Raw genomic sequence first — 22,206 nt, forward strand, 5'->3', positions numbered from 1 at the left:
GATCAGTTCGCGGCGTACGTCGCTGAGGCGGAAGGCGCGGTAGTACATGACGAACGGGGGGCGCCACACCGCGTTGCGTACCCGCATGGCCGTGCCGGGTCGGCGGCGAACCTCTTCGCCTCGGCCTCGGTGGCCTCGACGGCGTAACCGTTCAGCGCCTTCTTGTACGTACGCTCGATCGTCGCGCCGTACTCCTTGGCGAGTGCCCTGCCCTCGGCGGAACCGGCCTTCGCGGCGTCCGCGTCGAGGGTCACGATGTAGCTGTTCGCGATCGTCCCGGGTGCGCCCGCGTACTGGACGGGGCCCACGGGGGCCGCTGCGGCCTGGGCGGGGAGAGCGGTGACGAGGCCGGCGACGAGGGCCGTCGCGCTGATTCCGGTGGCGATTCCGGCAAGTCTTCGGCGGGCATGACGCATCACTGCCATCTGAGGGATCCTCCTCAATAGGTGGCGCGCTGGTGGGGGGTGGTGCCGGTGGAGCACACGCAGGTGGTGCGGGCTGGTGCGGGCACACAAAAGAAGACAGGGTCATGCCAAGTTCGGTGACAACCCTGTGCGTCAGCCGAAAGATTGAGGCCTCCACAGGAATTGCACAAGGGCCCTGCACAGACGTAACACTGGCGCCATATGCCAGTCATGACACAACGTCATAAACCGCGTTTGTCGGCGGCTCATGTGGCGACTCATGCGCGGCTCATGTGACCGCGGCCAGCCGCTGCTGTTCCTCCTCCACTATGCGGCGGGCGAGGGTGCCGTCCGAGACGTCGACGGCGTCCGGGGTCGCCTCGGCGACGTCGCTGCGGCGGGCGTACGCGTCGAAGAGGCGGGTCTTGTTCTCCAGGATGCGCAGCAGGCGGTCGTCGACGCTGTCCGTGGCGAGGAGGCGGTGCACCTGGACCGGGCGGACCTGGCCCATACGGTGGGCGCGGGCCACGGCCTGGTGCTCCAGGGTGGGCTTGACCTGCGGCTCGCACAGGATCACCACGGACGCCGCCTGGAGGTTGAGGCCGACGCCGCCGGCTTCGATCTGGCAGAGCAGCACGGCGTGGCCGGAGGCGGCCGTGAACTCGTCGACCAGCTGTTGCCGGCGAGCGGCCGGTACGCCACCGGCCAGCGGTCCCAACGCGCCTTCACCCACGGCCTGTTGGACCACACCGAGCACGTCCCGGAAGTACGAGAACACGACCACCTTGAGCCCGTTCTCGGCCGCCTCGGCCACCAGCTCGCGCAGGCGTTGCAGCTTCGCGGACTTCTCGGCGTTCGCATACGCGGCTCTGCGCATCGCCATGAAGTTCCCGGCGGCGACCGCGTCGCGGTATGCCTCCTGGTCGGCGGCGCTGAACTCCTCCCACTCGTCGACCTGGAGCAGCGCGGGCAGTTCGGTGAGTACGTCCTGCTGGTTGCGGCGCAGATAGGCGGGGGCGACGGACTTGCGGAAGGTGTGCGGGCCCGCGACCGCGTCGCCGCCCTGGATCTGGGGCACCAGCTCGGGCTGGAGGTAGCGGACGAGCGTACGGAACTCTTGGACGCGGTTCTCCATCGGCGTCCCGGTGAGGAACAGGACCCGTTCGCATCGGTCGGTCCAGGCGGCGACCGCGCGGGAGCGGCGGGCGTCGGGGTTCTTCACGTAGTGGGCCTCGTCGACGACGAGTGCGGCCGGGGGTGCGGTCGCTCTGTCCGGCGCGGGCAGGCTGTGCAGCACGTCGAAGGTGGTGACCGCGACGCCTCCGCGCTCACGCCACTCCGCGTACGCGTGCCGACGCTCGGGGCCGTGCACGGGCACCGCCCGCAGGGTGCTGCGCGAGCGGATCTCGCGGGTCCAGTTGATCAGTACGCTCGCCGGGCAGACCACCAGGAAGTGGCTGTGGCCTTGCGCCGCCAGGTGCGCGAGTACGGCGATGGCCTGGACCGTCTTGCCGAGGCCCATCTCGTCGCCGAGCACCACCCGGCGCTGTGCGAGTGCGAACCGTGCGCCGAAGGACTGGTAGCCGCGCAGCGAGACCCGGCGGTGGGTGTCGTCGAGCCCCAGCGCATGCACCCGCTCGGCCACCTCCGCCGGCAGGAAGCCCTCGGCGGCCGCCACGTCGGGAGCGCTGCCGGCGACTTCGGCGAGCAGGCTGTAGTACTCCGTGGAACGCAGCTCGAAGTCGACCCACGCCTCGGCCTCGGAGGCGGACTCGCGCAGCAGATCGGTGGAGGCCTGCGCCAGCAGCAGTCGTACGTCCCTGGAATCGGCCGTCAGCTCATGCAGTTCCGCGACCGCGACGAGCGCGCTCTCCCGCCGGGCCTTCCTGGACAGCACCATCCGCAGCCGCCCGCCGGCGGGCCGGGCCGCCGGAAGCAGCACCTTCAGCTTCCGGTCGAGTCGCTCGGCGGCGTCCACGGCGCGGCGCAGCTCGGGGCCGGCCTCGACGAGCCGCCGGAGCGCGATCACGAGGGCGGTGGTGCGGGGCTCCGGGTGATCGACATCGATCCGTACGGACACGGTCTCCTCGACCGCCCGGGCGATCTGCCGCGCCGCGGCGAGCGCCTGATCGGCGGTCTGCGCCCCCACCCCCGGAATCTGCCGCAGCTCGAACCGGCTCGCCTCGTACACCTCGCGCACGGACCCGACCCCGGCCGCCTCCAGAGCCGCGATTCGCAACCGCCCCTCGGTGGCGTCCTTAAGCCGCGAAACGGGAATCCCCGCCAACTCCTCGACCACAAGCTCGGCCTGGATCGGCGCCAGCGCGGCACGGATCTCATCGACGGCCCGCCGGTGATCGTCGAGCACGGCCCGCGCGTCCTGATGGAGCCGCTCACCTCGCGCCAGCACGTGGCGTGCTTTTCGCCCCAAGGGCGCGAACACGGGGCCGCCGTCCGCCCCCTCACCGACTGCCATGCCGCCCCTCTTGCCCCGTACTTGTGCCGCTTCTGTACCGCTTGTGTGCTGTCTGCCGCGGTGGAGGCACATCTTTCCATGGGGGACTGACAGTGGCGGGCTGGTCTTGGAGGCGGTGGTACGTCCGCGACGGACCACCATCCCCCGGGCTGGGCGCGGCCATCCCACGAGTGCCGCCGTTGTGTACACCCTCGTGTCCCAACCTGATCGCCGCCGCCTGCGAGTGAGGGACTACCGGGTCGTCTACACCATCGACAACGGAGAACTGGTGGTGTGGATCGTCCACGTCGGACATCGCTCCACGGTTCACGACACCTGACGCCGCCGCACGCCGTCCGCAGGACGCCGGCCGGCCTGCGGCAGCCGCCGATCGAGGTGCGGTGCCGCGCATGTATCCATTGACGGCCGGATGCAGTCCGGTCCGTGGGGTCTGTCCCCCGTGAGAGCTACGCGCAGGTGTCCACCGAGTGGTGACGATTCCGGGCCCCCGAATCCATAGGTTTCTGCGCAGCCCGCGGCACTCCGTCGCGGATCTGGCGTAGGAGTTCTGATGAGGCTGGTCTGGCAACTGGTGGCCGTCGCGGCGGTCGCTTTCCTCGGCGGTCAGGGGCTGGCCGCGGTGGAGGACAACCCGTGGCTCCAGCTGGCCGTCGGTGTCCCGACGGCCGTGCTGGCGGTGCTCGTCTATGGGTGGGTGGTACGGCGGACCGAGCGCCGCCCGTCCACGGAGGTGGCCCTGGAGGGGTCCACGGCCGCGATGGGCCGTGGAACGCTGATCGGCGTCGCCCTGTTCGGGGCCGTCATGGTGAACCTCTTCACCTCCGGGTACTACGAGGTCGACGGCCTGGGCTCGGTGACGGGCGCGGTGGGGCTGTTCGGCTTCATGGCCGCCGCCGCGGTGACGGAGGAACTCATCTTCCGCGGCGTCCTGTTCCGGATCACCGAAGAACGCACCGGCACCTGGATCGCGCTGGTGCTGACCGGTGCGCTGTTCGGCCTGTCGCACCTGCTCAACCCGAACGCCAACCTGTGGGGCGCCATCGCTATCGCCATCGAGGCCGGCGGCATGCTGACCGCCGCGTACGTCGCCACCCGCAAGCTGTGGGTGCCGATCGGCCTGCACTTCGGCTGGAACTTCGCCGCGGCCGGCATCTTCAGCACCGAGGTCTCGGGCAATGACACCCCTCAGGGTCTGCTGGACTCCGCGACCTCGGGCCCGGTGCTGCTCACCGGCGGCGACTTCGGCCCGGAGGGAAGTGTGTACTCGGTGCTGTTCTGCGTACTGGCGACGGTCGTGTTCATGTGGCTGGCCTACCGGCGTGGCCATGTGGTGCCCCGCCGTCGGCGCGCCGAGCGGATCGACGCCACCGATAAACTCCCCCGATGATCAGCCTTCGACGGGCCCCGGACTGGTGGCGCCGGTCCGACGTCACGGTCCGGGATCTCCTGCTCGGAGTACTGTGCCTCGCCGCATCGCTCCTGCCGGCGTTCTACACCCGCGGGACGCAGCTCGGCGGCGTGCCGGCCCGTCCCTTCGACGCGCTGGCCGTCGTGGCGATCGCCCTCGAATGCCTCCCGCTCGCCGTGCGCCGGCGGTGGCCGGTCGTCTGTCTCGCCCTGGTGTCGCTCGGCTTCGCCGTCGACCAGCTCCGCGGCTACCACTCGCTCGCGGGCACCGCGCTGCCCATCGCGCTGCTGAGCGTGGGGGCCCATCTGGAACGGCACCGGCGTACCACCGCGCTTCTCTTCTCCGTGGCGTATGTGCTGCTGGCGGTCGCGCTCTCCCGGCTCGGTTCGGGCGAGCCGCTGAGCGGGTTCGTGATGTTCTACCTGGCGCTGGTCCTCGCTTGGGGGATCGGGTCATGGCTGCGCTCCACGCGGGTCGCGGAGGCCGAACGCCGCCTCCGGATCGCCGAGGACACCCGCACCGCCGAACGCACCCGCATCGCCCGCGAGCTCCACGACGTCGTGACCCATCACGTGACGGCGATGGTCGTGCAGGCCGAGGCGGCGCGCTACCTGACCGCCGCGCCCGATCGCCTCGACCAGACCCTGACCACCGTCACCGACACCGGCCGACGGGCCATCACCGACCTGCGGCACCTGCTCGACCTGCTCAACCCCGACCACGGCACCGACCACGGCAGCGAGGCCAGGACGCCGGCCGTCGGCCGACTGCTCACCCTCGTGGAGCAGACGCGCCGGGCCGGGCAGCCGGTGGAGTTCACCGAGGAGGGCACGCCGCCGGAGTCGACCGGCAGCGCCGAACTCGTGGCCTACCGGGTCGTGCAGGAGGCCCTGACCAACGCCCTCAAATACGCTCACGGCAGCCGCACTTCGGTCCAGGTGCGCCACGGCGAAAGGGAGATCACCGTGGAGGTCAGTACGGACGGTTCCGGCTCGCAGGCCGCCTCCCCCGGCGGCAGCGGGCGGGGCCTCGCCGGTCTCCGCGAACGGGTCGACGTCCTGGGTGGCGACTTCAGCGCCGGCCGGCAGACGGCCGGTGGCTTCGTCGTACAGGCGCGTATACCTGCGGGGAGCCCGTCGTGACCGCGCCGATCCGGGTCCTGGTCTGTGACGACCAGGTGCTGGTCCGCACCGGGCTGGTGACGATCATCGACGCTCAGCCCGACCTCGAGGTGGCCGGCGAGTGCGGAGACGGGCAGGCCGCGGTCGACCTCGCCGGCCGAGTACACCCGGACGTCGTGGTGATGGACGTACGCATGCCGGTACTCGACGGCATCGAGGCCACCCGCCTGCTGGCCGGTGCCGGGGTGCCGCACCCCGTCAAGGTGCTCGTGGTGACCACGTTCAACCTGGACGAGTACGTCTACGAGGCGCTGCGCGCAGGGGCCAGCGGATTCCTGCTCAAGGACGCACCACCCGCCCAACTGCTCCACGGGATCCGGACCGTGGGCACGGGCGCGGCACTGCTCGACCCCGAGGTGACACGCCGGCTCGTGGGCAGGTACGCCGCCCGCATCCGGCCCGCCGAGGGCACCTCGCACGACATCCCGCTCACTCCCCGCGAGCTGGAGGTCCTGCGCCTCATCGCGGACGGCCTCTCCAACAGCGAGATCGCCGCAGCCCTCGTGATCAGCCCGGAGACCGTCAAGACCTTCGTCTCGCGCATCCTCACCAAACTCGACCTCCGCGACCGCGTCCAAGCCGTCGTCTACGCCTACCGCCAAGGCCTGGTCACCTGAACCGCCCCGGCTTCACCAGCGCCACGAGATCGCCGTCCCGCTAGGGATGCAGCGGCAGCAGGATGCGGAAGGTGGCGCCCGCGCCTGGGGTCGTGTGGATCTCCACCCGGCCGTGGTGGGCCGTCACCAGAGAGTCGACGATCGCGAGGCCGAGGCCCGCGCCGCCTCCCTCTGCTCGGCCTCGGGCGGTGTCCGCGCGGTAGAAGCGGTCGAATGCGCGGGCGGCCTGTTCGGGCGACATGCCGGGGCCTTCGTCGGACAACTCCAGGACCGCCAGGCCGTCTTGAGTGCCGACGCCGATCCGTACCGGTGTGCCGGGCGGGGTGTGCGCGATGGCGTTGCCGACGAGGTTGGAGGTCACCTGGCGCAGTCGCGCCTCGTCGCCGAGGACCGGTGCGCCGCCGGGCGGGCCGCCGCCCGGGCCGGTGAGGGAGACCGGGCGCCCGGGGTCGAGCGCCCGCAGGTCGTGCAGGGCGTCGGCGGCCAGGGTGCGCAGGTCCATGGGGGTGAGCCGGAGGGGCAGATCCGCAGCGGCGGCGTCCTCGTCGAGGCGGGCGAGCAGCAGCAGGTCCTCGACCAGCCGGACGAGCCGGGCGGACTCGCGCTCGATACGGCTCATCGCGGCGTCGACGTCCGTGCGTTCGGGCATGCCGCCCATGCGGTACAGCTCGGTGAAGCCCTTGATGCCGAAGAGGGGCGTACGGAGTTCATGGCTGGCGTCCGCGGTGAAGCGGCGCATGCGTTCGGCGGTGGCGGCCCGTGCGGCGTCGCCTTCCTCGATCCGGTCCAGCATGCCGTTGAGGGCGGCGGACAGGCGGCCCAGCTCGGTTCGGGTCGAGGCCGGCGTCGGGACGCGACTGGAGAGGTCGCCGCCCGCGATGGCCGCGGCGGTCGTCTCGATCCGGCGCAGCGGACGCAGCCCGGCGCGTACGGCGAACCAGCCGACCACGCCGAGCAGCGCGAGCACCAGCGAGTCGATCACCAGTACCCGGACGCCGAGTTGACGGATCGTAGCGTCGACCTGGGCCAGTGATCCGGCGACGACCACGCTCCCGCCCTGGGCGGCCCCCCGTTGCCTCTGCCGCTCCCCATCCGGCGCACCCAAGGGTGCAGCGATCACTCGCCAGGGGGCGCCGCCGTTCTCGGCCGGAGCCTCGAAGGGCTGTCCGCCGCGTGCGTCGACCGCCGTCGCATCGAGCGTCGGCAGCTCGGGTGCGCTGCCGTTGGCCGGCCGAAGGATTCGCCGTACGTGCCCGTCAGGGTCGAGGTAGGCCAGGTGGACGTCTCCCGTCAGTTCGCGTTCCACGGTGTCACGCACCTGTGGCGCCGTATCGCCCGGTGCCTCGGACAGATCCGGCACGTCCGGCAGACGCGCCGCCACCGTGGCCGCGGTGTACAGCCGGTCGTCCAACTGCTGCACCAGGCTGCGCTGCAGCAGGGCGACGAGCAGGGCATTGCTGCCGAGCAGGGCCACCACGAGCAGCAGCAGGGAGATGATCACCAGCCGGCCGCGCAGCGAGAGCCGCCCGCCCCGGCCGCGTAACGGCCACGCCCTCACGGCCGGGGCCTGCGCAGTACGTAGCCGGTGCCACGCACCGTGTGGATCAGCTTCGGCTCGCCCGCGTCGATCTTGCGGCGCAGGTAGCTGATGTAGGAGGCGACGATGCTGTCGTCGCCGCCGAAGTCGTAGTGCCAGACCAGTTCGAGGAGTTGGGGCTTCGAGAGCACCTGTCCGGCGTTCTCCATCAGCACCCGCAGGAGGCTGAACTCGGTCGGGGACAGTTGCACGGGCTGCCCGCCCTGCGTCACCTGGTGGCTGTCGGGGTCCAGTTCCAGGTCGCCGACGATCAGCCGGCCGTCCGGGTGGCGGCCGCTGGTGCGGCGTAACACGGCCTGGATACGCAGGATGAGTTCCTCGAGGTTGAACGGCTTGGTGACGTAGTCGTCCCCGCCGGCCCTGAGCCCGCTGATCCGGTCCTCGGCCGCGTCGCGCGCGGTGAGGAACAGCACCGGCGGGTGGCCTGCGCCCGGAGCGGGATGCCGTTCACGCAGCCGGCGTACGACCTCGAACCCGTCGACATCCGGCAGCATCACGTCCAGGACGATCAGGTCGGGGCGCTGCTCCCGCACCGCGTCCAGCGCCTGCGCGCCGGTCGCGGCCGACACCACGTCGAATCCGGCAAGCCGCAGGCTCGCCGACAACAGCTCACGCAGCGTCGGCTCGTCCTCCACCAGCAGCAGCCGTTGCGATGTCGTCATACGTCCCGTCCCCGACCGATCGTCCAGCCCAATCTCCCCGACTACTGGCCCCTAAGCGCCCCTAAGCGGCCTTGGTGGGAGTCCGGTGCAGCCCCACCGGCCTGCGCCCGCGGCGGAGCCGCACGTCGATACAGCATCACCGTTCGCCCAGCGGAGCGCTTACGCGTCGCGCTTGCGGAAGACGACGAACGCCACCGTCAGCAGGACGGCCACACACCCCGCCATGACCGTGAACCCGGCCCAGGGATCCAGCAGCGCCGGATCACGGTAGCCGGTGATGATCTGGCCTCCGGCAATGGGCGGCCAGTACTTCGACACCCAGTCACCGACCGCTCCGGGCAGTGCCGGTGCGAATGCCTGCACGATGAGCATCACGCCGAACAGCGTCGTCACCGTCGCGGTCGTACTGCGGATCACGGTGCCGATCGCCAGTCCGAACAGCGCGGCCAGTGCCAGGTACAGGCCGCCGCCCCAGATGCCGCGCTGCGCCAGCCCCTCCGACAGCCCCAGGTGCGGGGCGTCCGCCCCGGCCAGCGACGCCTGCCCGACGAGAAACCCGGCGAGCGACACCAGCAGCCCGACCGGCAACACCACCCCCACCAGCACCACAGCCTTGGCCGCCAGCACCCGGCCTCGGTGGGGTACGGACGTCAGTGTGCCGACGATGGTGCGGGCACCGTACTCGGCGGTGATCACCAGACCGCCGAGGAGACCGAGCGCGATCTGCGCCAGCAGGTAGCCGCGCAGACTGACGGCCAGGGGGTCGAAGGTGGCCTGATCCGCGGCCGTCATGTCCGCGTACTCGGTCCCGGCGGACGTGCCGTTCAGCGCGGCGAGGCCCACACAGAACGCGAGGGTGCCCAGCACCACGTACAGCGTCGACCGCATCGTACGAATCTTGATCCACTCGGCGTGCAGACAGTGCCGGAACGACGCCCGGCCCGTCGGCTTCGGGGCCGCGGATGAACGGCGCGGCCGTCGCCATCTCGCCGGCGCGCCGCCCCGTGCCCTCAGCTGAGTGCGCGTGACCCTCACTCGGGCCCGCGTGGCCATCCGGCTCATCGGCCCGCCTCTGTCTCCGCCTTGTCCGGCTTCTCCGCCGACTCCAGCCTCTCCGCCTTCTCCGCCTTCTCCGGCGTCTCCGCCGTCTCCGCCCTCTCCGTCCGGAATTCCTGCGCGTCCCGCGTCAGGTCCATGAACGCCTGCTCCAAGGACACTTGACGTGCTGTCAGTTCATGCAGCTCCACATCACCGGCCGCGGCCAGCGCCCCGATCTCAGCCGGCTCCAGACCGGTCACCAGCAGCCCGTCCGGACCATCCGTGCGTACGTTCACGGCCGTGGCCAGCATCCGGCGCAGCTCGGTGATCTGAGGGCTGCGCACCAGGACCTCGCGGTCGGAGTGCGCTTCGATGAACGCCTTCATCGTCATGTCCGCGATCAGACGGCCGCGTCCGATGACGATGAGATGGTCCGCGGTCAGTTCCATTTCGCTCATCAGGTGGCTCGACATCAGTACGGCCCGGCCTTCGGCGGCCATCCGCCGCATGAGCGAACGGATCCAGACGATGCCTTCCGGGTCGAGACCGTTGAGAGGCTCGTCGAAGACCAGCACCGGCGGATCGCCCAGCAAGGCCGCGGCGATCCCGAGCCGCTGCCGCATCCCGAGCGAGAACGTCCCGGCCCTGCGCCGGCCCACGTTCTCCAGGCCGACTTCCGCGAGTACGTCGTCCACCCGGCCGCGCGGGATGCCGTTGCCGGCCGCGAGCCCCAGCAGATGGTGGTACGCGGTGCGGCTCGGCAGCACCGCTCCCGGGTCCAGCAGAGCCCCGACCGCTTTCAACGGCGCGGGCTGCTCGGCATACGGCCGCCCGTTCACGGTGGCGGTGCCGGAGTTGGCCGCGTCCAGGCCCAGGATCATGCGTAACGTCGTCGATTTCCCCGCCCCATTGGGGCCCAGGAATCCGGTCACCTCTCCCGGGCGGACGGCGAAGGTCAGCCCGTCCACGGCGAGGACGTCGCCGTACCGTTTGGTCAGCCCGCGAACGTCGATCATCAAGCCTCCAGAACCGATGGTGTGCGGTGGTGCGCGCGATCACCGCACGCACCACCGCACCCTCACCCACCGACCTGGGCCCGGCCTGCACGAGTGTGAACGCTCCATGGGAACCGAGCGCCACACCCGCCGGAAAACACCACGCCACGGCGTCCGTCCCGCCGAAGACTCACACAGAACTCACAGAAAGCGGCGGCCCGGAAGGGCTGTTGACGGAGGTCGCATCACGCGACGGCGGTCCCCTCGAGTTCGACCATCAGGGACGGGATCGCCAGCCGCGTCACCCCGAGCAACGTGCCGGGCGGCGCCACCGCGGCGGCGCCCAACCGCGCTGTCAGCACGCCGTAGTGCTGGAAAAGGAGATCGACGTCGGTCGTGTAGACGTTGAGCCGGACGAGGTTCGCGAGAGACATGCCGGCCTCGGCGAGCACGGCCTCCAGGTTGTCGATGCTCAGCGCCAACTGTGCCGCCATGTCGCCGTCATGCTGGGGCTTGCCGTCGTCGCTCATCGCGGTCTGCCCCGAGATGTGCAGGGTGCGGGTGTGCCCGGAGACGACCTCGCCCTGGTTGAAGCCCATCTCCACGGACCACGTCACCGGGTTGACCGCCGTTCGTTCCACTGCCACGTCAGCTCCATTCGATTCGTTTCGCTTCGATTCGTGGGGGGAGTGCGTACGTACGACCATCGGCTCGGTAGCCGCCGGCTTCGACGTCGTGCGAACGAGCATCGCAACAAAACACGACATCCTTAGTCACGTATTTCGATAAAGTCCTGGCATGCGCGCCGACCGGTTGGTCTCCCTGGTCCTGCTGCTGCGTCAGCGCGGTCGCCTGACCGCCAACACGCTGGCCCGTGAACTGGAGGTATCCACCCGCACCGTGCTGCGCGACATCGAGGCGCTGTCCACCGCCGGCGTCCCGGTCTACGCCGAACGCGGCCGGCACGGCGGTTTCGCGTTGTCGCCCGGTTTCCGGACCGAGCTCACCGGTCTGAACCACGACGAGGCCCTCGCCGCCTTGCTGACCGCCGGATGGGCGCGCGGCGAGGTGGTGTTCGGCCTCGGCTCGGCGCTCGCCTCGGCCATGCGGAAGGTGCTCGACGCACTGCCCGAGAGCCACCGGGCCACCGCGAGCGACGCGGCCCAGCGATTCCTCGTAGACCCGGAGACCGACCTGCTCTCACGTCGGCTGGCCACCGAGGAGGTACCCGACACCACGATGATCGAGGTACGGCGCGCGGTGCTCGCCGGACACAAGCTGCGCATCCACTACGCGGCTACAGGCCAGACACCACAGTGGCGGACGGTGGACCCGATCGGCCTGGTCACCGTGCGCGACCGGGCCTACTTGCTGGCGACGCGATCCGGCGAGGACCGCACCTACCGGCTGTCTCGGGTGCTGGCCGCCGAGGAACTCCCCGAACCGGCACAGCGACCGAACCGGGTCGATCTTGACCGGATCTGGCGGGAACGCTCCGCGCAGTTCCTCTCCGGCGGCGACCACATCACCGTGCTGGTACGGGTGAACCCGACGCGGCGGGAGGAACTGCTGGACACCGCGCTGGCCGTCCGCGCCGAGGAACCCGACGCGGACGGCTGGCTGCGACTGGAGGTGACCTTCCAGGATTCCCGCCACGCGGAATGGGCGCTGTGGCAGCTCAGCATGGACGCGGAAGCCTTGTCCCCACAGTCGTTGCGCACTTCCCTACGCGACCGGGCCGCCGCGGTCGCCACCCGCTACGGGGCCTCGTCCTGAGAGGGGCGGCTCGGTTACTCCTTGCCCAACCCGTCGCGCCAGCTGGGCCGCTGCGGCTTCCAGCCCAGCGCCGTACGGGCCCGGTCGTTGGACGCGCCGTGCGCCGCGGTGAGTTGATGGGTCATGTACCAGCCGAGCATCCGGGGTGCGAGCTCCGCCGGGATCGTACGAGGGGACGGGCCGGCCAGCGTGCGGGCGTAGTGCGGGAGCCATTGCGCGGCCGGGGCCGGGTCGTCGTCCGTCACGTGGAACACCCCGGTGACGTCCGACTCGATGGCCGCCACCGTCGCCCCCACGGCGTCCTCCACATGCAGGAACGACATGATCCCGGCACCGTCCCGGGGCAACGGGAACCGCCCGGCCAGCACCGCCTGCGCGGTCCCGCCGTTCCGTGCGTACGCGGTCCGGGGCCCGTACAGCGAGCCGTACCGCAGCACCACACCCGCGAGGTCCGGGCCGCTGCCCAGGACCAGCCGCTCCAGTTCGGCGACGGCCTGGACGGTGGAGGCCCAGCCGGGGTCGGGGGCGTCCACGTACAACGGTGCATCCTCGTCGACGACGGGAACCGAAGCCGGGGCGGCGGCGAAGGCGATGGACTGCGCGACCAGCCGCCGCGCACCGGCGGCACGGGCCGCCTCGACGAGGTGAGCGGTGCCCTCGGTCCGCAGCCGCCGGGTCAGCGCGAAGGCCCCCGGCGGGTCGTCATGCATCGACCGCAGCGCCGTCATCTGGTGGACGACCACCTCGGGCCGGGCTTCCGACACCGCCGACAACACGGCCTCGCGGTCGAGGGCGTCGGCGACCACGACCTGGTCCGCCTCCGGGGCCCGCGCCCGGGACCCCTGACGCACCAGCGCACTCACCTCATGGCCTCGCGCCCGCAGCGCGCCCACCAGCGGATGTCCGATCACACCGGTGGCCCCGGTGACGAGTACACGCACTGCTCAATCCTCCGTAACGGGCGGGACGACGGGGGTGGCGACCCGCATCAGCAGGCGGCACGCCTTGTCCCCGTCCCGCAGACAACTCTCGGCCCGGTTCTCCGTCAGGGTCACGCCGAGTCCCTCGGACCAGCCCGCGTGGATGTCGGTGCACGGGCACTGGTAGCCCTCCAGCGAACCGGACATCCGCACCATGGTGATGGCGAAGTTCCGCCGCAAGGTGAGCACGATCAGGTCGTCACCCTCCACCTCGGTGGACGCGTTGCGCAGTTCCGGCGGGAACATGCGGTCGCCGCAGTCGTCGTAGCGGCGGCGCAGCTCCTCCAGGTCCTTGCCGCTGTCACCGCTGCCGGGCGGCAGCGGGCCGCTCCGGCGGGCGACCTGCTGCGCGACCCTGAGGGCGACCTTGCGCATCGCCTCGGCGTTGATCTCGTTCGCGGCCTGCTGCCCGAACCGCTCGGCCACGCCCTGGTACCAGTTGGCGTCGTGCTGCCACCAGAGCCGGTACGCCTCCGATGCCCGGGCGCGGTGGTTGACTTCGCCGGCACCCGTTTCCGTACTCATGCGTGCTCCGTAAGTTCCTTGGCGGCGAAGCGGTCGCGCATCACGCGTTTGAGGACCTTGCCGGTGGCGCCCTTGGCCACGTCCTCGGGCTTCATCGGCACAGCCCGGGTCACCGGGGGGAAGCCGGCGCCCGACAGGACCGCGTTGACCCGCTCGGTCCACGCCTCGTTCCTGTCACTGCCGTCATTGCCGTCGTTGTCGTCGGCGCCGTCGTGCGTGAGCTGGAGCAGCGCGTAGGCCTGGGCCTCTCCATCGCCGTCCCAGTCCGCCCGTACGCCCTCCGGGGCGACCCCGACGACGGTGCAGTCGGCCAGCTCGGGCAGCTCCCGCAGCAGCAGCTCCTCGGTGCGGGTGCTGAACAGGATTCCGGCGCGGGTCCGGATGGCGTCGGTCGCCCTGTCCAGGTGGTAGAAGTTGCCCTCCTCGTCCTGGTAGGCGAGGTCCCCGGGCAGCCAGTAGCCGCCCAGCCGCATCCGGTTCCAGGTCAGCGAGTCGTTCCAGTAACCGGGCGTGAGCGTCGGCGACTTCAGCCCGAGGCGGCCGATCTCCCCGGGCGGCAGCGGGGCGCCGTCCTCGGCGAGCACGGCGGCCTCGGCGAAGCTGAACGGCTTGCCGATGCAGCGCGAGTACGCGGAGGTGTCCTTGGTGTGCCGGTTGTGGAAGAGCGAGTGGCCGACTTCGGAGGAGCCGAGCCCGTCGATGAAGACGGAGCCCTCGACCCGCCTGCGGCGCAGAACCCCGCCGTCCCTGCTGATCTCCTCGCGAACGCCGTGCCGCACCAGGGCCCGGATGTGCGCCTCGTGCGCCGCGTCGCCGGTGTTGAACCACACCTCGACGCTGGACAGGTCACGGGCCGCCAGGTCCTCCCCGGCCATCTCACCGAAGGTTCCGGCGAAGGCCAGCACCGTGCTCGGCCGGAACTCCTCGATGGCGTCGAGCACTTCGGTGCCGCGCTGGCTGGAGAGCAGCTTGATGTCCGCGCGCAGCAGCAGGCAGTACAGCAGGGTCGCGATGGAGGCGTTGTGCGGGCCCGGGAGCGCCACCAGGGTGCGCGCCATGTCGGCTCCGGTGGAGTAGCGCAGCCGGTGCACCTGCGAGTACATCAGCGTCCGGTGGCTGTGCGGCACCCCCTTGGGCATGCCGGTGGTCCCGGAGGAGTGCGAGATGATCACCGGGTCGGTGGGGTCGTGCCGGTACGGGTACGACGTCGGCAGCCGCTCGCGGAACTCCGGCCCTATGCCGTCGGCGGTCACGCAGAAGCCGAGCCCCGACTCCGGGCCCGACAGCACGCGGTGGTGCTCGGTGTCCGTGAACGCGCCCACCGCACCCTGACGGCGCACGTACTCGCGGGCGATCTCGGGGCGCAGATTGCCGTTGACGAGCGACGGGATCGCGCCGAGGGACGTCAGGGCCAGGTAGTTCACGGCGTTCTCGGCACTGGAGTAGGAGTGCACGGCGACCGGGTCGCGGGGCCGCACGCCGTGTGCGGCGTACCAGCCGGCATACGTCTCGACGGCCTCGCAGAGCTGACGCAGGGTCAGTACGTCGGGGCGGCTGCCGTCCGGCGCCTGCCAGCTGCCGTCCGTCCGCAGCACGGGCTCGTCGAGCGGGCGGTCGTACGCCTTCAGGCGGTGCAGCACGTTGCCGGCGCCGAGTTCGGTGTCGGAGCAGATCCGTGCCCGCTCCTGCCTACTGATGAGCATGGTTCTCCGTCTCGTTCCCTACTCGGTGGCGGCGGTGAGGATGAATGCCGGCGACCGCGGCTCAGTCACCAGCAGGTGGCTGCCGCCGTCCCGCAGCAGTCGCCGGTGGGCGGCGGCCAGGTCGAACAGGCCCTGAATGCTTCCGGGATGCCCGCCCGCCCCCGCGCCGTCGGCGTCGTACGCCTCGGCCGACCGGACCGACACCGGTGCCTCGCCTCCGGGACGGCCGAGCAGCACCGCCGCCGCCAGGCCGGCGGTCTCGGGCAGGTCCGGGACCGGGACCGGGCGACCGCTGTCGGCGGCCAGTACCTGATACATGACGGCCAGACGCTCGCTGCCGCCCAGCTCCACGCCCAGCACCAGGACCCGGTCCAGCTCCGGGTCCTCCAGCAGCAGATCGGCCATGGCCAGCAGTTCGGCCACCGGGTCGTCGAGGGTGGAGAGGCTGAACGTCTGCCCGGTGATCCCGAACTCCTGGCTCGTATAGCCCAGTACGGCATTGGCGGTGGCCTGCATGAACAGCAGCGGGTTGTGGACCCGCCCGGACACCATCCGCTGGCTGGCCAGGTCCGCGGTGGTGGTGTCCCCCATCAAGGTGGCCAGCACCACGGCGGTACGGGCGCCGTCGCCGGGCTGTTCGGTGAGGCACTGCCTGCTGACCTCGAACGCCAGCGGGCTGAAGGCCGACTCCACGAAGCCGGGGAGTCGCGGCAGCGGGATGTCTGCGTGGGCCCCGGTAGCCTCGTCGGGCTCGGACCGCCCGGTGCCGTGGGTCGCGGTGGCGGTCGCGAGGATGCCGAGGGGCGAACGGAGTACGGTCTTCTCGGCCTGTTCCCTCTGTTCCCTCTGTTCCCTCTGTTCCCTCTGTTCCCTCTTCTCGGTCGTCACGGCCGCTCCAGGACGAGTGCGGTGTTGGCGCCCCCGAAGGCGGCGTTGATGGTGAGGGCCCGGCGCGGGTCGGCCTGGCGTGGCTGGTTCGGCACGTAGTCCAGGTCGCACTCCGGGTCCGGCCGGCCGTATCCGGCGGTCGGCGGCAGTACGCCGTCCATCAGGGCCAGCATCGTGATCACGAACTCCACGACGCCCGCCGCCTCCAGGAGATGGCCGGTGGTGCTCTTGGTGGAGCTGACCGGTATCGACTCGGCGCGCTCCGGGAAGGCGGCCCGCAGTCCTCGGGTCTCGGCACCGTCGTTGTACTTGGTGCCGGTGCCATGGGCGTTGACATAGTCGAGGGACGCGCCGTCCGGGTCCCCGGCGAGCCGCAGCGCCTGCCGCGCCGCACGGGCCAGACCGACTCCCTCCGGGTGCGGCTGGGCGATGTGGTGGGCGTCGGTGGCCGCACCCCAGCCCGCGATGGTCGTCAGCGGCCGGGCACCGCGACGCCGGGCGTGCTCGGCGGACTCCAGCGCGACGGCCGCCACGCCGTCGCCAAGGAGCAGCCCACTGCGGTCGGCACTGAACGGACGCACCATGCCGTCGCGGGACAGCGCCCGGCCGGAGTCGAACTTGCCGAAGGTCTCCTCCTCCACCAGGTATCCGCCCGCGCAGACCGCCGTGTCGATCCGTCCGGAGGAGATCAGCCGGCACGCGTGGATGATGGCGGCGGCGGAGGCGACACAGGCATTGGTGAAGGTGAGCCGAGGCCCGGTGAGCCCGAGGCCTCCGGCCAGCAACTCGGCGAGGTGGGCGGGGACGGCGTCCGCGTTACGGCCCGTTGTGCCGTCAGATCCGTACGATCCGCCCGCACCGCCCGGGCCGTCTGGGTCGCCCGAGCTGTCCGGCAAGGGCGTTGGGGACGGGGAGTCGGCCGCGGCTCGCCAGTACCGCGTGACGCTGGTGTGGTCCCCGGCGATGCCGAGCAGGACCGCCGCCTCCGTGCCCGGGCGCAGGCCGGCCATGTCGAGGGCTTCCGCGCCGCACTGGGCGAGCGCGTGCCGCAGCGCCCAGTCCTCGACCGCGTCGGGTCCGTCCGGGGCGGCGGCCGCCATCGGCGTACGGTACGGGCCGGTGTCGAACCGTGTGGTGGGCTGGAACGAGGGGACTCCCGCGAAGACCCCGCGCCGGAGGGCCTCAGTACCCGTACCGAACGCGGTGCGTACGCCGAATCCGGTCACCGTCACCTCACCGCTCATCGCGACCGCCTTCCTCCGCCCCGTCCATCTGCGCGGCGCGCAGAAACGCGGTGAGCCGCCGGAGCGAGGTCAGCCCGGCGATGTCCTCGTCGGTGGGCTCCACGACCAGGCCATAGCGCTCCTCCACCACATGCAGCAGCCACACCAACCCAAGGGAGTCCAGGACCAGTTCGGCGTCCTCGCCGAGGTCGTCGGGCAACCCGGGGAAGATCTTGCGGTCCGACAGCAGCTCCCGGACGGTGTCGGTGGTGATGGCGGCCAGCGAGGAGTCCGCGTCGTTCGCCGTGGCTCCCGCGCTCATGCCTTCGCACCGCGCCGGACGACCTCGGCGACGAGTCCGCCGAGGGTCAGGGAGGCCAGGGATTCGATATCGGTGTCCGGGATCTCCACACCGAACCGCGACTCAAGCCGCAGCGTGAGCTCGATGAGGCTCAGCGAGTCCACATCCAGCCCGCCGACGGTCACCGGGCTCTCGTCCGTGATGCCGTCGCGGCTGGTCAGGATGTTCATCTCGTCGATGACGGAGGTCAGGACGAACTCACGGATCTCGTCTTCCAAGGTTGAGGTACTCATGATCAGAATCTCCATTGAACGGTTCAGGTAAGTGAGTTGAGCGCCCAGAAGGGTGCGCGCCCTTCATGCGGGCGCCAGGGGGCGTGCCCCGTCAGGGGCGCGGGGCTGTGACCCCGCAGACAACAAACAACCGGCAACACCCCAACTCACCCAGCGGAGCGAAGCGCGGCCGCGTTGCGCACCAGCTTCCCGTTGGACGTACGAGGCAGCGCCTCCAAGACCCGTATCACCCGCGGCAGCTTGTAGTCGGCCAGCCGCTCCCGACACCAGCGCAGCAGCTCTTCACCGGAAGGGGGCTCATGACCGGCGGCCACAGCAACGAACGCCTCGGTCATGCCCTCGTGGACCAGGACCGCCTGCTCAACCTCCGGATGGTCACCCAGCACGTTCTCGACCTCGGTGAGGTCCACCTTGAGCCCGCCGATCACGACGAGGGAGTCGGCGCGCCCGTGCACCCGGACCTCTCCGGTGCCGTCCACCGTGGCCCGGTCCCGCGTGTGCAGCCACCCGTCCTCATACTGGCTGCCGCCCGAGTCGAAGAGGTACGGCGACTCCTCAAGGGCGACATCCAGCTCGCCGTTGTGCTCCCGCACCACCACCCCCGGCGCGGCCCGCCCGACCGAAGGCCGCAACGCACCGCCGGCGTCCATGGCGACCACTCCGGTCTCCGTGGTCCCGTAAGACTCGCCGACGGGCACGCCGTACCGTTCGGCGAACCGTGCCGCGACCGCCGGAGGCATCAGCTCGCCGCCCGACACCGCGACCCGTAGGTCGGGCAGTTCGGGAGGATCGATGGCGGCGGCGAGCAGTTCGTAGTGCATCGGCACCCCGAACAGGGCGGAGATCCGCTGGTCCACCGCGGTGCGCAGGATGTCGCGCGCCGAGACCCGGGGCGCGAAGACCACGGAGACACCGGCAGCCAGCGAGTGCAGCAGACCGGCGATCAGACCGAAGCTGTGCGCGGTCGAACTGAGCAGCAGCAGCCGGTCACCCTCCCCCGGCATCCCGGGGATCGCGGCGAACCGTTCCACCTCGGCGGCGAGCGAACGCGCGGTCCTGCCGATCACCTTCGGCCGCCCGGTGGAGCCCGAGCTGAACTGAACCAGCCGGTGTCCGGTGGTGGCCGCCCGGCCGGTGCCGTGGCACTCGGTGACGACCTCGTAGTCGGGCCGGAAACCGAACGTCGCCCGGACGTTGACCCCGGCGCTGACCATGAACTGCGGCCGGCAGGTCGCGCAGAGCGCCTCCACCTCGGCCGGTTTCAGCCGGAAGTCGAAGAGCAGCACCTGGGCGCCCAGCCGCCACAGCGCGAGCAGCACCTCGGCCTGGGTGAAGCTGGGCGGTGTCCGCAGGCCCACGGTGCTGCCCGGGCCGATGCCGTATCCGGCGAACACCGCGGCCTGCTTGCCGACCCGTTCCCGCAACTCGGCCCGGGTGACGGTTTCCTGCTGGTGCGTCAGATACGGCAGGCCGTCGTCCCGCGCGTCGAACAGCCGCTGGATGAAAGGGCCCATCTCGTCGTCCACGTCATCCACGGGGTCCACGAGCTCGCCCATCAGACCTCCTTGCAGAACTCGCCGATGGGCAGGCCCACATGGCGCTGGTCCCGGGCCAGATAGCCGAGCAGTTCGTCACCGGTCTGCAGCTCGGTGACGTTGAGGACCTTCCCGCCCGGGCCGAGCACCCGTACGTGCCAGTCGTCCTGCACCGTCAGACTGACCAGCTGTCCGTTCTCGGCATGGGTGCGGATCTCAAGCAGCGGCCGGGATTCGAGCTTGGCCCGGCCGACCACGACCCGCCGCGTCCGACCGTCGGCGCCGACCGCCAGCAGGGCCATCCCGGAGCCGACCTCGCTCAGGTAGCTGGTGCGGTTGTCGGGCCCCAGCGTGTACGAGTGCAGGGCACCGGCGTTGACCCGGAACGGCCTGGTCGGCATGTACGGCAGCGGATGGGTCTCGCTGCAGCAGAGCACGAACCCGGAGGAGTACGAGCCGACGAGGATGCCCTCGTCCTCATCGAAATGTGAGCAGGTGTCCACGCAGACCCGGTCACCGAGCCCGACGTGCCGGATGCTCTCCACGGTGAGCGTGGACAGCTCCAGCTGGGGTGTGGTGGCCTCCAGCAGCCGTGCCAGCGCGAACACCTCGTCGGCGCTGCGTGGCGAGAAGAGGACGCCGTCCGAGCCGCGCTCAAGGACGTCGAAGACGATCCCGGCTTCCTCCAGGTCGTCGACGACGGTCACCAGCTTGCCCTCGGCGGGCTCGGCCGCGGCGAGCACGATCTCCAGCGGGATCTTGGTCGGGTCGGCGAAGTGGATGACGGTGTACGGCAGCGCCATGGCGCCCGCGCAGGACAGCTGCAGGGTGCGGTCGTCCCGTACGTCGACGAAGCCGGCGACGGTCGCACCCTCGGCGGCACTGGCACGGTGCTCCGCGGCGACCGCGTCCAGCTCGCCCTGAGTGCTGAACTGCCGCAGCAGGACGTCGATTCCGGCTCCGGCCGGGGAGGTGGCGTCGGCGGCCGAGGACTTCGCCTCTTTGGCGCCCTCGGCGCCCTTCGTGCCCCCGGTGCCCTGCACCTCCTTGCCGTTCTTGTCGCCCGGCTTCTTCGCGGCCGCAGTGGCCGGCCCCGCGGAGACCAGCACCCGGGTGATGGTCGGTGGCAGCGTCCCAAGCAGCTCGGCATCGGTGGCCAGCACTCCGGCCATCCGGGTGTGGACGGCCGCGTCCACCACCGCCTGGAGCTGCGGCCGTGGAACTTCACGGAGATCGATCCACGCGAACCTCATGCGACACCTGCCACGATCGTCGTCGAGTAGTGAGTCATGCCCATGCCCCCGTTTGTCGTTCCGTCTGGACGCGTCGCCTGCCCGTTGTCACCCGGCGTGCTGCCCGCACCGCCACGGCCGTGCACGACCGCGGCGAGCCCGGCCACCAGAGAAGCGGGTGAGGGGGCCGAAAAGATCCGCCGGCCGACGGCCAGCCCCTGACAGCCGGAGGCCATCACCGCCGTGCCGTACTCGATGAGGTCGGAGCCGTCCGGCGGCCCTCCCGCCGCCAGGACGGGGATGGGGCTGTGGGCCACCACCTCGGCCATCCGGTCGAGCGGCAGGGCGACCGAGGTCTTCACCATGTCGGCACCCAAGTCCGCGGCGACATTGACCAGATGGGCGAGAAGGGCGGGATCACGCGGGTTCTCGATCCGGGGACCCCGGGGGTAGATCATCGCGATCAGCGGCATGCCCCAGTCATCGCAGGAGCGGGCCACCGCCCCCAGGTCCGCGAGCTGCTGACCTTCGGTATCCGAGCCGATGTTCACATGGACGCTGACCGCGTCCGCGCCGAGCCGCAGCGCCTCCTCGACGTCGCCGACCAGCACCTTGGCATCGACATCGGCGGCGCAGGCGGTACTGGCGCTCAGGTGCACCACGAGCGCGCAGCTCTTGAGGATCTCCGGTGCGAGGGCCCGGACCCGCCCCTTGTGGACGATGATCCCGTCGGCCCCGCCGTCGACCAGCGCCCGCAACAGATCGTCCCATTGGCCGGCGGGGACGAGCGGGCCGTCCGAAACGCTGTGGTCGAGCGGGACGAACAGATACCGGTTATCACCGGCCAACGACAGTCTGCGTAGACGCAATGGCTTGCCAGCTTTCAGCATGGATAATGCACCTTCCCAGCCCAAAGGCTGCATGGAAAAGGTCCGGCAGCGGTTTCGATTGAACACTTCGGAATGGCGGACAGCATCATCCCGTTTGGGTCCCCGGTGTCCGAAAAATGATGGTCGTAGAACTTTCAAGTTTGGTCCCGCGTAAGCATTCACGGGTGATCGCCGGTTGGCAAGGTGTGACCACTGACAAATTTCTATACCGTTGACCGCATGAATATTGACAGAGAATTGACAGGAATGAGGGGGTTGACGACGCCGAGGTGTGGTGTTTGTGGCGGTTTGTGCGGTAAAGGGACAGAAGGTGGGCGCGGTGTGCTGTATGCACACTGACGCGGCCTGCCCCTGCTCCCGCCGTGTCGAGGCCTTATCCGTCGATGCCACGTGTCAATGGCTGCTTTTCTTTCGTGGATGTCGCGCGGATCCGGCGTGGATCACGGCGGCCTTGTTCGGTAAATCGGACGAGGCGGCATCTT

At 70.6% G+C, this 22,206-nt stretch carries 20 protein-coding genes and 3 pseudogenes; 5 read left to right on the top strand and 18 right to left on the bottom strand.

All coding sequences use genetic code 11. The annotated features are described in order from the left end of the window. From G6048_RS49725 to G6048_RS22340, 3 genes and pseudogenes are all read right to left on the bottom strand, one after another. Positions 1-87: pseudogene (locus tag G6048_RS49725) on the bottom strand (SAM-dependent methyltransferase); the annotation flags it as partial. A gap of 5 nt (positions 88-92) precedes the next feature. Then, a pseudogene (locus G6048_RS22335) lies at positions 93-425 on the bottom strand (protease inhibitor I9 family protein); the annotation flags it as partial. A gap of 268 nt (positions 426-693) precedes the next feature. After that, entirely contained in the window at positions 694-2,880 is a 2,187-nt protein-coding gene (locus tag G6048_RS22340; protein ID WP_165341365.1) for a DEAD/DEAH box helicase, read from the bottom strand. Between the two features lie 190 nt (positions 2,881-3,070). Here G6048_RS22340 and G6048_RS22345 point away from each other — a divergent pair. The 4 genes and pseudogenes from G6048_RS22345 to G6048_RS22360 form a co-directional block, all read left to right on the top strand. Beyond that, positions 3,071-3,199: pseudogene (locus G6048_RS22345) on the top strand (type II toxin-antitoxin system RelE/ParE family toxin); the annotation flags it as partial. A 231-nt stretch (positions 3,200-3,430) separates the two neighbouring features. Further along, positions 3,431-4,267, top strand: coding sequence for a CPBP family intramembrane glutamic endopeptidase (locus G6048_RS22350; RefSeq protein WP_165341366.1), 837 nt, complete (start codon positions 3,431-3,433; stop codon positions 4,265-4,267). Next, positions 4,264-5,430: a sensor histidine kinase gene (locus G6048_RS22355; protein ID WP_165341367.1), complete on the top strand. Its 1,167-nt coding sequence runs from the start codon at positions 4,264-4,266 to the stop codon at positions 5,428-5,430. Before G6048_RS22350 ends, G6048_RS22355 begins: the two co-directional genes overlap by 4 nt. Beyond that, a complete protein-coding gene (locus tag G6048_RS22360; protein ID WP_165341368.1) occupies positions 5,427-6,086 on the top strand; it encodes a response regulator in 660 nt (219 codons plus the stop codon). The genes G6048_RS22355 and G6048_RS22360 overlap by 4 nt, the downstream gene beginning before the upstream one ends. A 40-nt stretch (positions 6,087-6,126) precedes the next feature. Here G6048_RS22360 and G6048_RS22365 read toward each other — a convergent pair whose 3' ends face one another. The 5 genes from G6048_RS22365 to G6048_RS22385 form a co-directional block, all read right to left on the bottom strand. Further along, complete coding sequence (locus G6048_RS22365; RefSeq protein ID WP_165341369.1) at positions 6,127-7,644, bottom strand: sensor histidine kinase; 1,518 nt, start codon at positions 7,642-7,644, stop codon at positions 6,127-6,129. After that, entirely contained in the window at positions 7,641-8,345 is a 705-nt protein-coding gene (locus G6048_RS22370; protein ID WP_165341370.1) for a response regulator transcription factor, read from the bottom strand. Before G6048_RS22370 ends, G6048_RS22365 begins: the two co-directional genes overlap by 4 nt. 159 nt (positions 8,346-8,504) lie before the next feature. Continuing rightward, positions 8,505-9,233 (bottom strand): ABC transporter permease, encoded by a 729-nt coding sequence (locus G6048_RS22375; protein WP_235990182.1) that lies wholly within the window; start codon positions 9,231-9,233, stop codon positions 8,505-8,507. Between the two features lie 170 nt (positions 9,234-9,403). Further along, entirely contained in the window at positions 9,404-10,399 is a 996-nt protein-coding gene (locus tag G6048_RS22380; RefSeq protein ID WP_165341371.1) for an ABC transporter ATP-binding protein, read from the bottom strand. Positions 10,400-10,623: 224 nt separating this feature from the next. After that, entirely contained in the window at positions 10,624-11,019 is a 396-nt protein-coding gene (locus tag G6048_RS22385) for a RidA family protein (RefSeq protein ID WP_165341394.1), read from the bottom strand. Between the two features lie 157 nt (positions 11,020-11,176). Between G6048_RS22385 and G6048_RS22390 the strand changes: the two genes are divergently transcribed. Next, positions 11,177-12,154: a helix-turn-helix transcriptional regulator gene (locus G6048_RS22390; RefSeq protein ID WP_165341372.1), complete on the top strand. Its 978-nt coding sequence runs from the start codon at positions 11,177-11,179 to the stop codon at positions 12,152-12,154. A 14-nt stretch (positions 12,155-12,168) separates the two neighbouring features. On the opposite strand, the gene G6048_RS22395 is transcribed toward G6048_RS22390, so the two are convergent. The 10 genes from G6048_RS22395 to G6048_RS22440 all read right to left on the bottom strand — a co-directional run bounded on the left by G6048_RS22395 (position 12,169) and on the right by G6048_RS22440 (position 21,724). After that, a complete protein-coding gene (locus G6048_RS22395; protein ID WP_165341373.1) occupies positions 12,169-13,095 on the bottom strand; it encodes an NAD-dependent epimerase/dehydratase family protein in 927 nt (308 codons plus the stop codon). Between the two features lie 3 nt (positions 13,096-13,098). Further along, positions 13,099-13,659 carry a hypothetical protein gene (locus tag G6048_RS22400; RefSeq protein ID WP_165341374.1) on the bottom strand — a complete coding sequence of 187 codons (561 nt, stop codon included), beginning with the start codon at positions 13,657-13,659 and terminating at the stop codon, positions 13,099-13,101. Further along, positions 13,656-15,362 carry a class I adenylate-forming enzyme family protein gene (locus G6048_RS22405; protein ID WP_165341375.1) on the bottom strand — a complete coding sequence of 569 codons (1,707 nt, stop codon included), beginning with the start codon at positions 15,360-15,362 and terminating at the stop codon, positions 13,656-13,658. The genes G6048_RS22400 and G6048_RS22405 overlap by 4 nt, the downstream gene beginning before the upstream one ends. Positions 15,363-15,380: 18 nt before the next feature. Further along, complete coding sequence (locus tag G6048_RS22410) at positions 15,381-16,250, bottom strand: hypothetical protein (RefSeq protein ID WP_235990183.1); 870 nt, start codon at positions 16,248-16,250, stop codon at positions 15,381-15,383. Next, positions 16,247-17,494, bottom strand: coding sequence for a beta-ketoacyl-[acyl-carrier-protein] synthase family protein (locus tag G6048_RS22415; RefSeq protein ID WP_165341376.1), 1,248 nt, complete (start codon positions 17,492-17,494; stop codon positions 16,247-16,249). Before G6048_RS22415 ends, G6048_RS22410 begins: the two co-directional genes overlap by 4 nt. After that, complete coding sequence (locus G6048_RS22420; protein ID WP_165341377.1) at positions 17,484-17,795, bottom strand: acyl carrier protein; 312 nt, start codon at positions 17,793-17,795, stop codon at positions 17,484-17,486. The genes G6048_RS22415 and G6048_RS22420 overlap by 11 nt, the downstream gene beginning before the upstream one ends. After that, positions 17,792-18,067 carry an acyl carrier protein gene (locus tag G6048_RS22425; RefSeq protein WP_235990185.1) on the bottom strand — a complete coding sequence of 92 codons (276 nt, stop codon included), beginning with the start codon at positions 18,065-18,067 and terminating at the stop codon, positions 17,792-17,794. The genes G6048_RS22420 and G6048_RS22425 overlap by 4 nt, the downstream gene beginning before the upstream one ends. A 146-nt stretch (positions 18,068-18,213) precedes the next feature. Further along, a complete protein-coding gene (locus G6048_RS22430; protein WP_165341379.1) occupies positions 18,214-19,623 on the bottom strand; it encodes a class I adenylate-forming enzyme family protein in 1,410 nt (469 codons plus the stop codon). Beyond that, entirely contained in the window at positions 19,623-20,855 is a 1,233-nt protein-coding gene (locus G6048_RS22435; protein ID WP_165341380.1) for a 3-dehydroquinate synthase II family protein, read from the bottom strand. Before G6048_RS22435 ends, G6048_RS22430 begins: the two co-directional genes overlap by 1 nt. Beyond that, positions 20,852-21,724, bottom strand: a complete 873-nt coding sequence (locus G6048_RS22440; RefSeq protein ID WP_165341396.1) for a 2-amino-3,7-dideoxy-D-threo-hept-6-ulosonate synthase — start codon at positions 21,722-21,724, stop codon at positions 20,852-20,854. Before G6048_RS22440 ends, G6048_RS22435 begins: the two co-directional genes overlap by 4 nt. Positions 21,725-22,206: the final 482 nt, after the last annotated feature.

The sequence above is a fragment of the Streptomyces ureilyticus genome, assembly GCF_011045025.1.
Lineage (GTDB): Bacteria > Actinomycetota > Actinomycetes > Streptomycetales > Streptomycetaceae > Streptomyces > Streptomyces ureilyticus.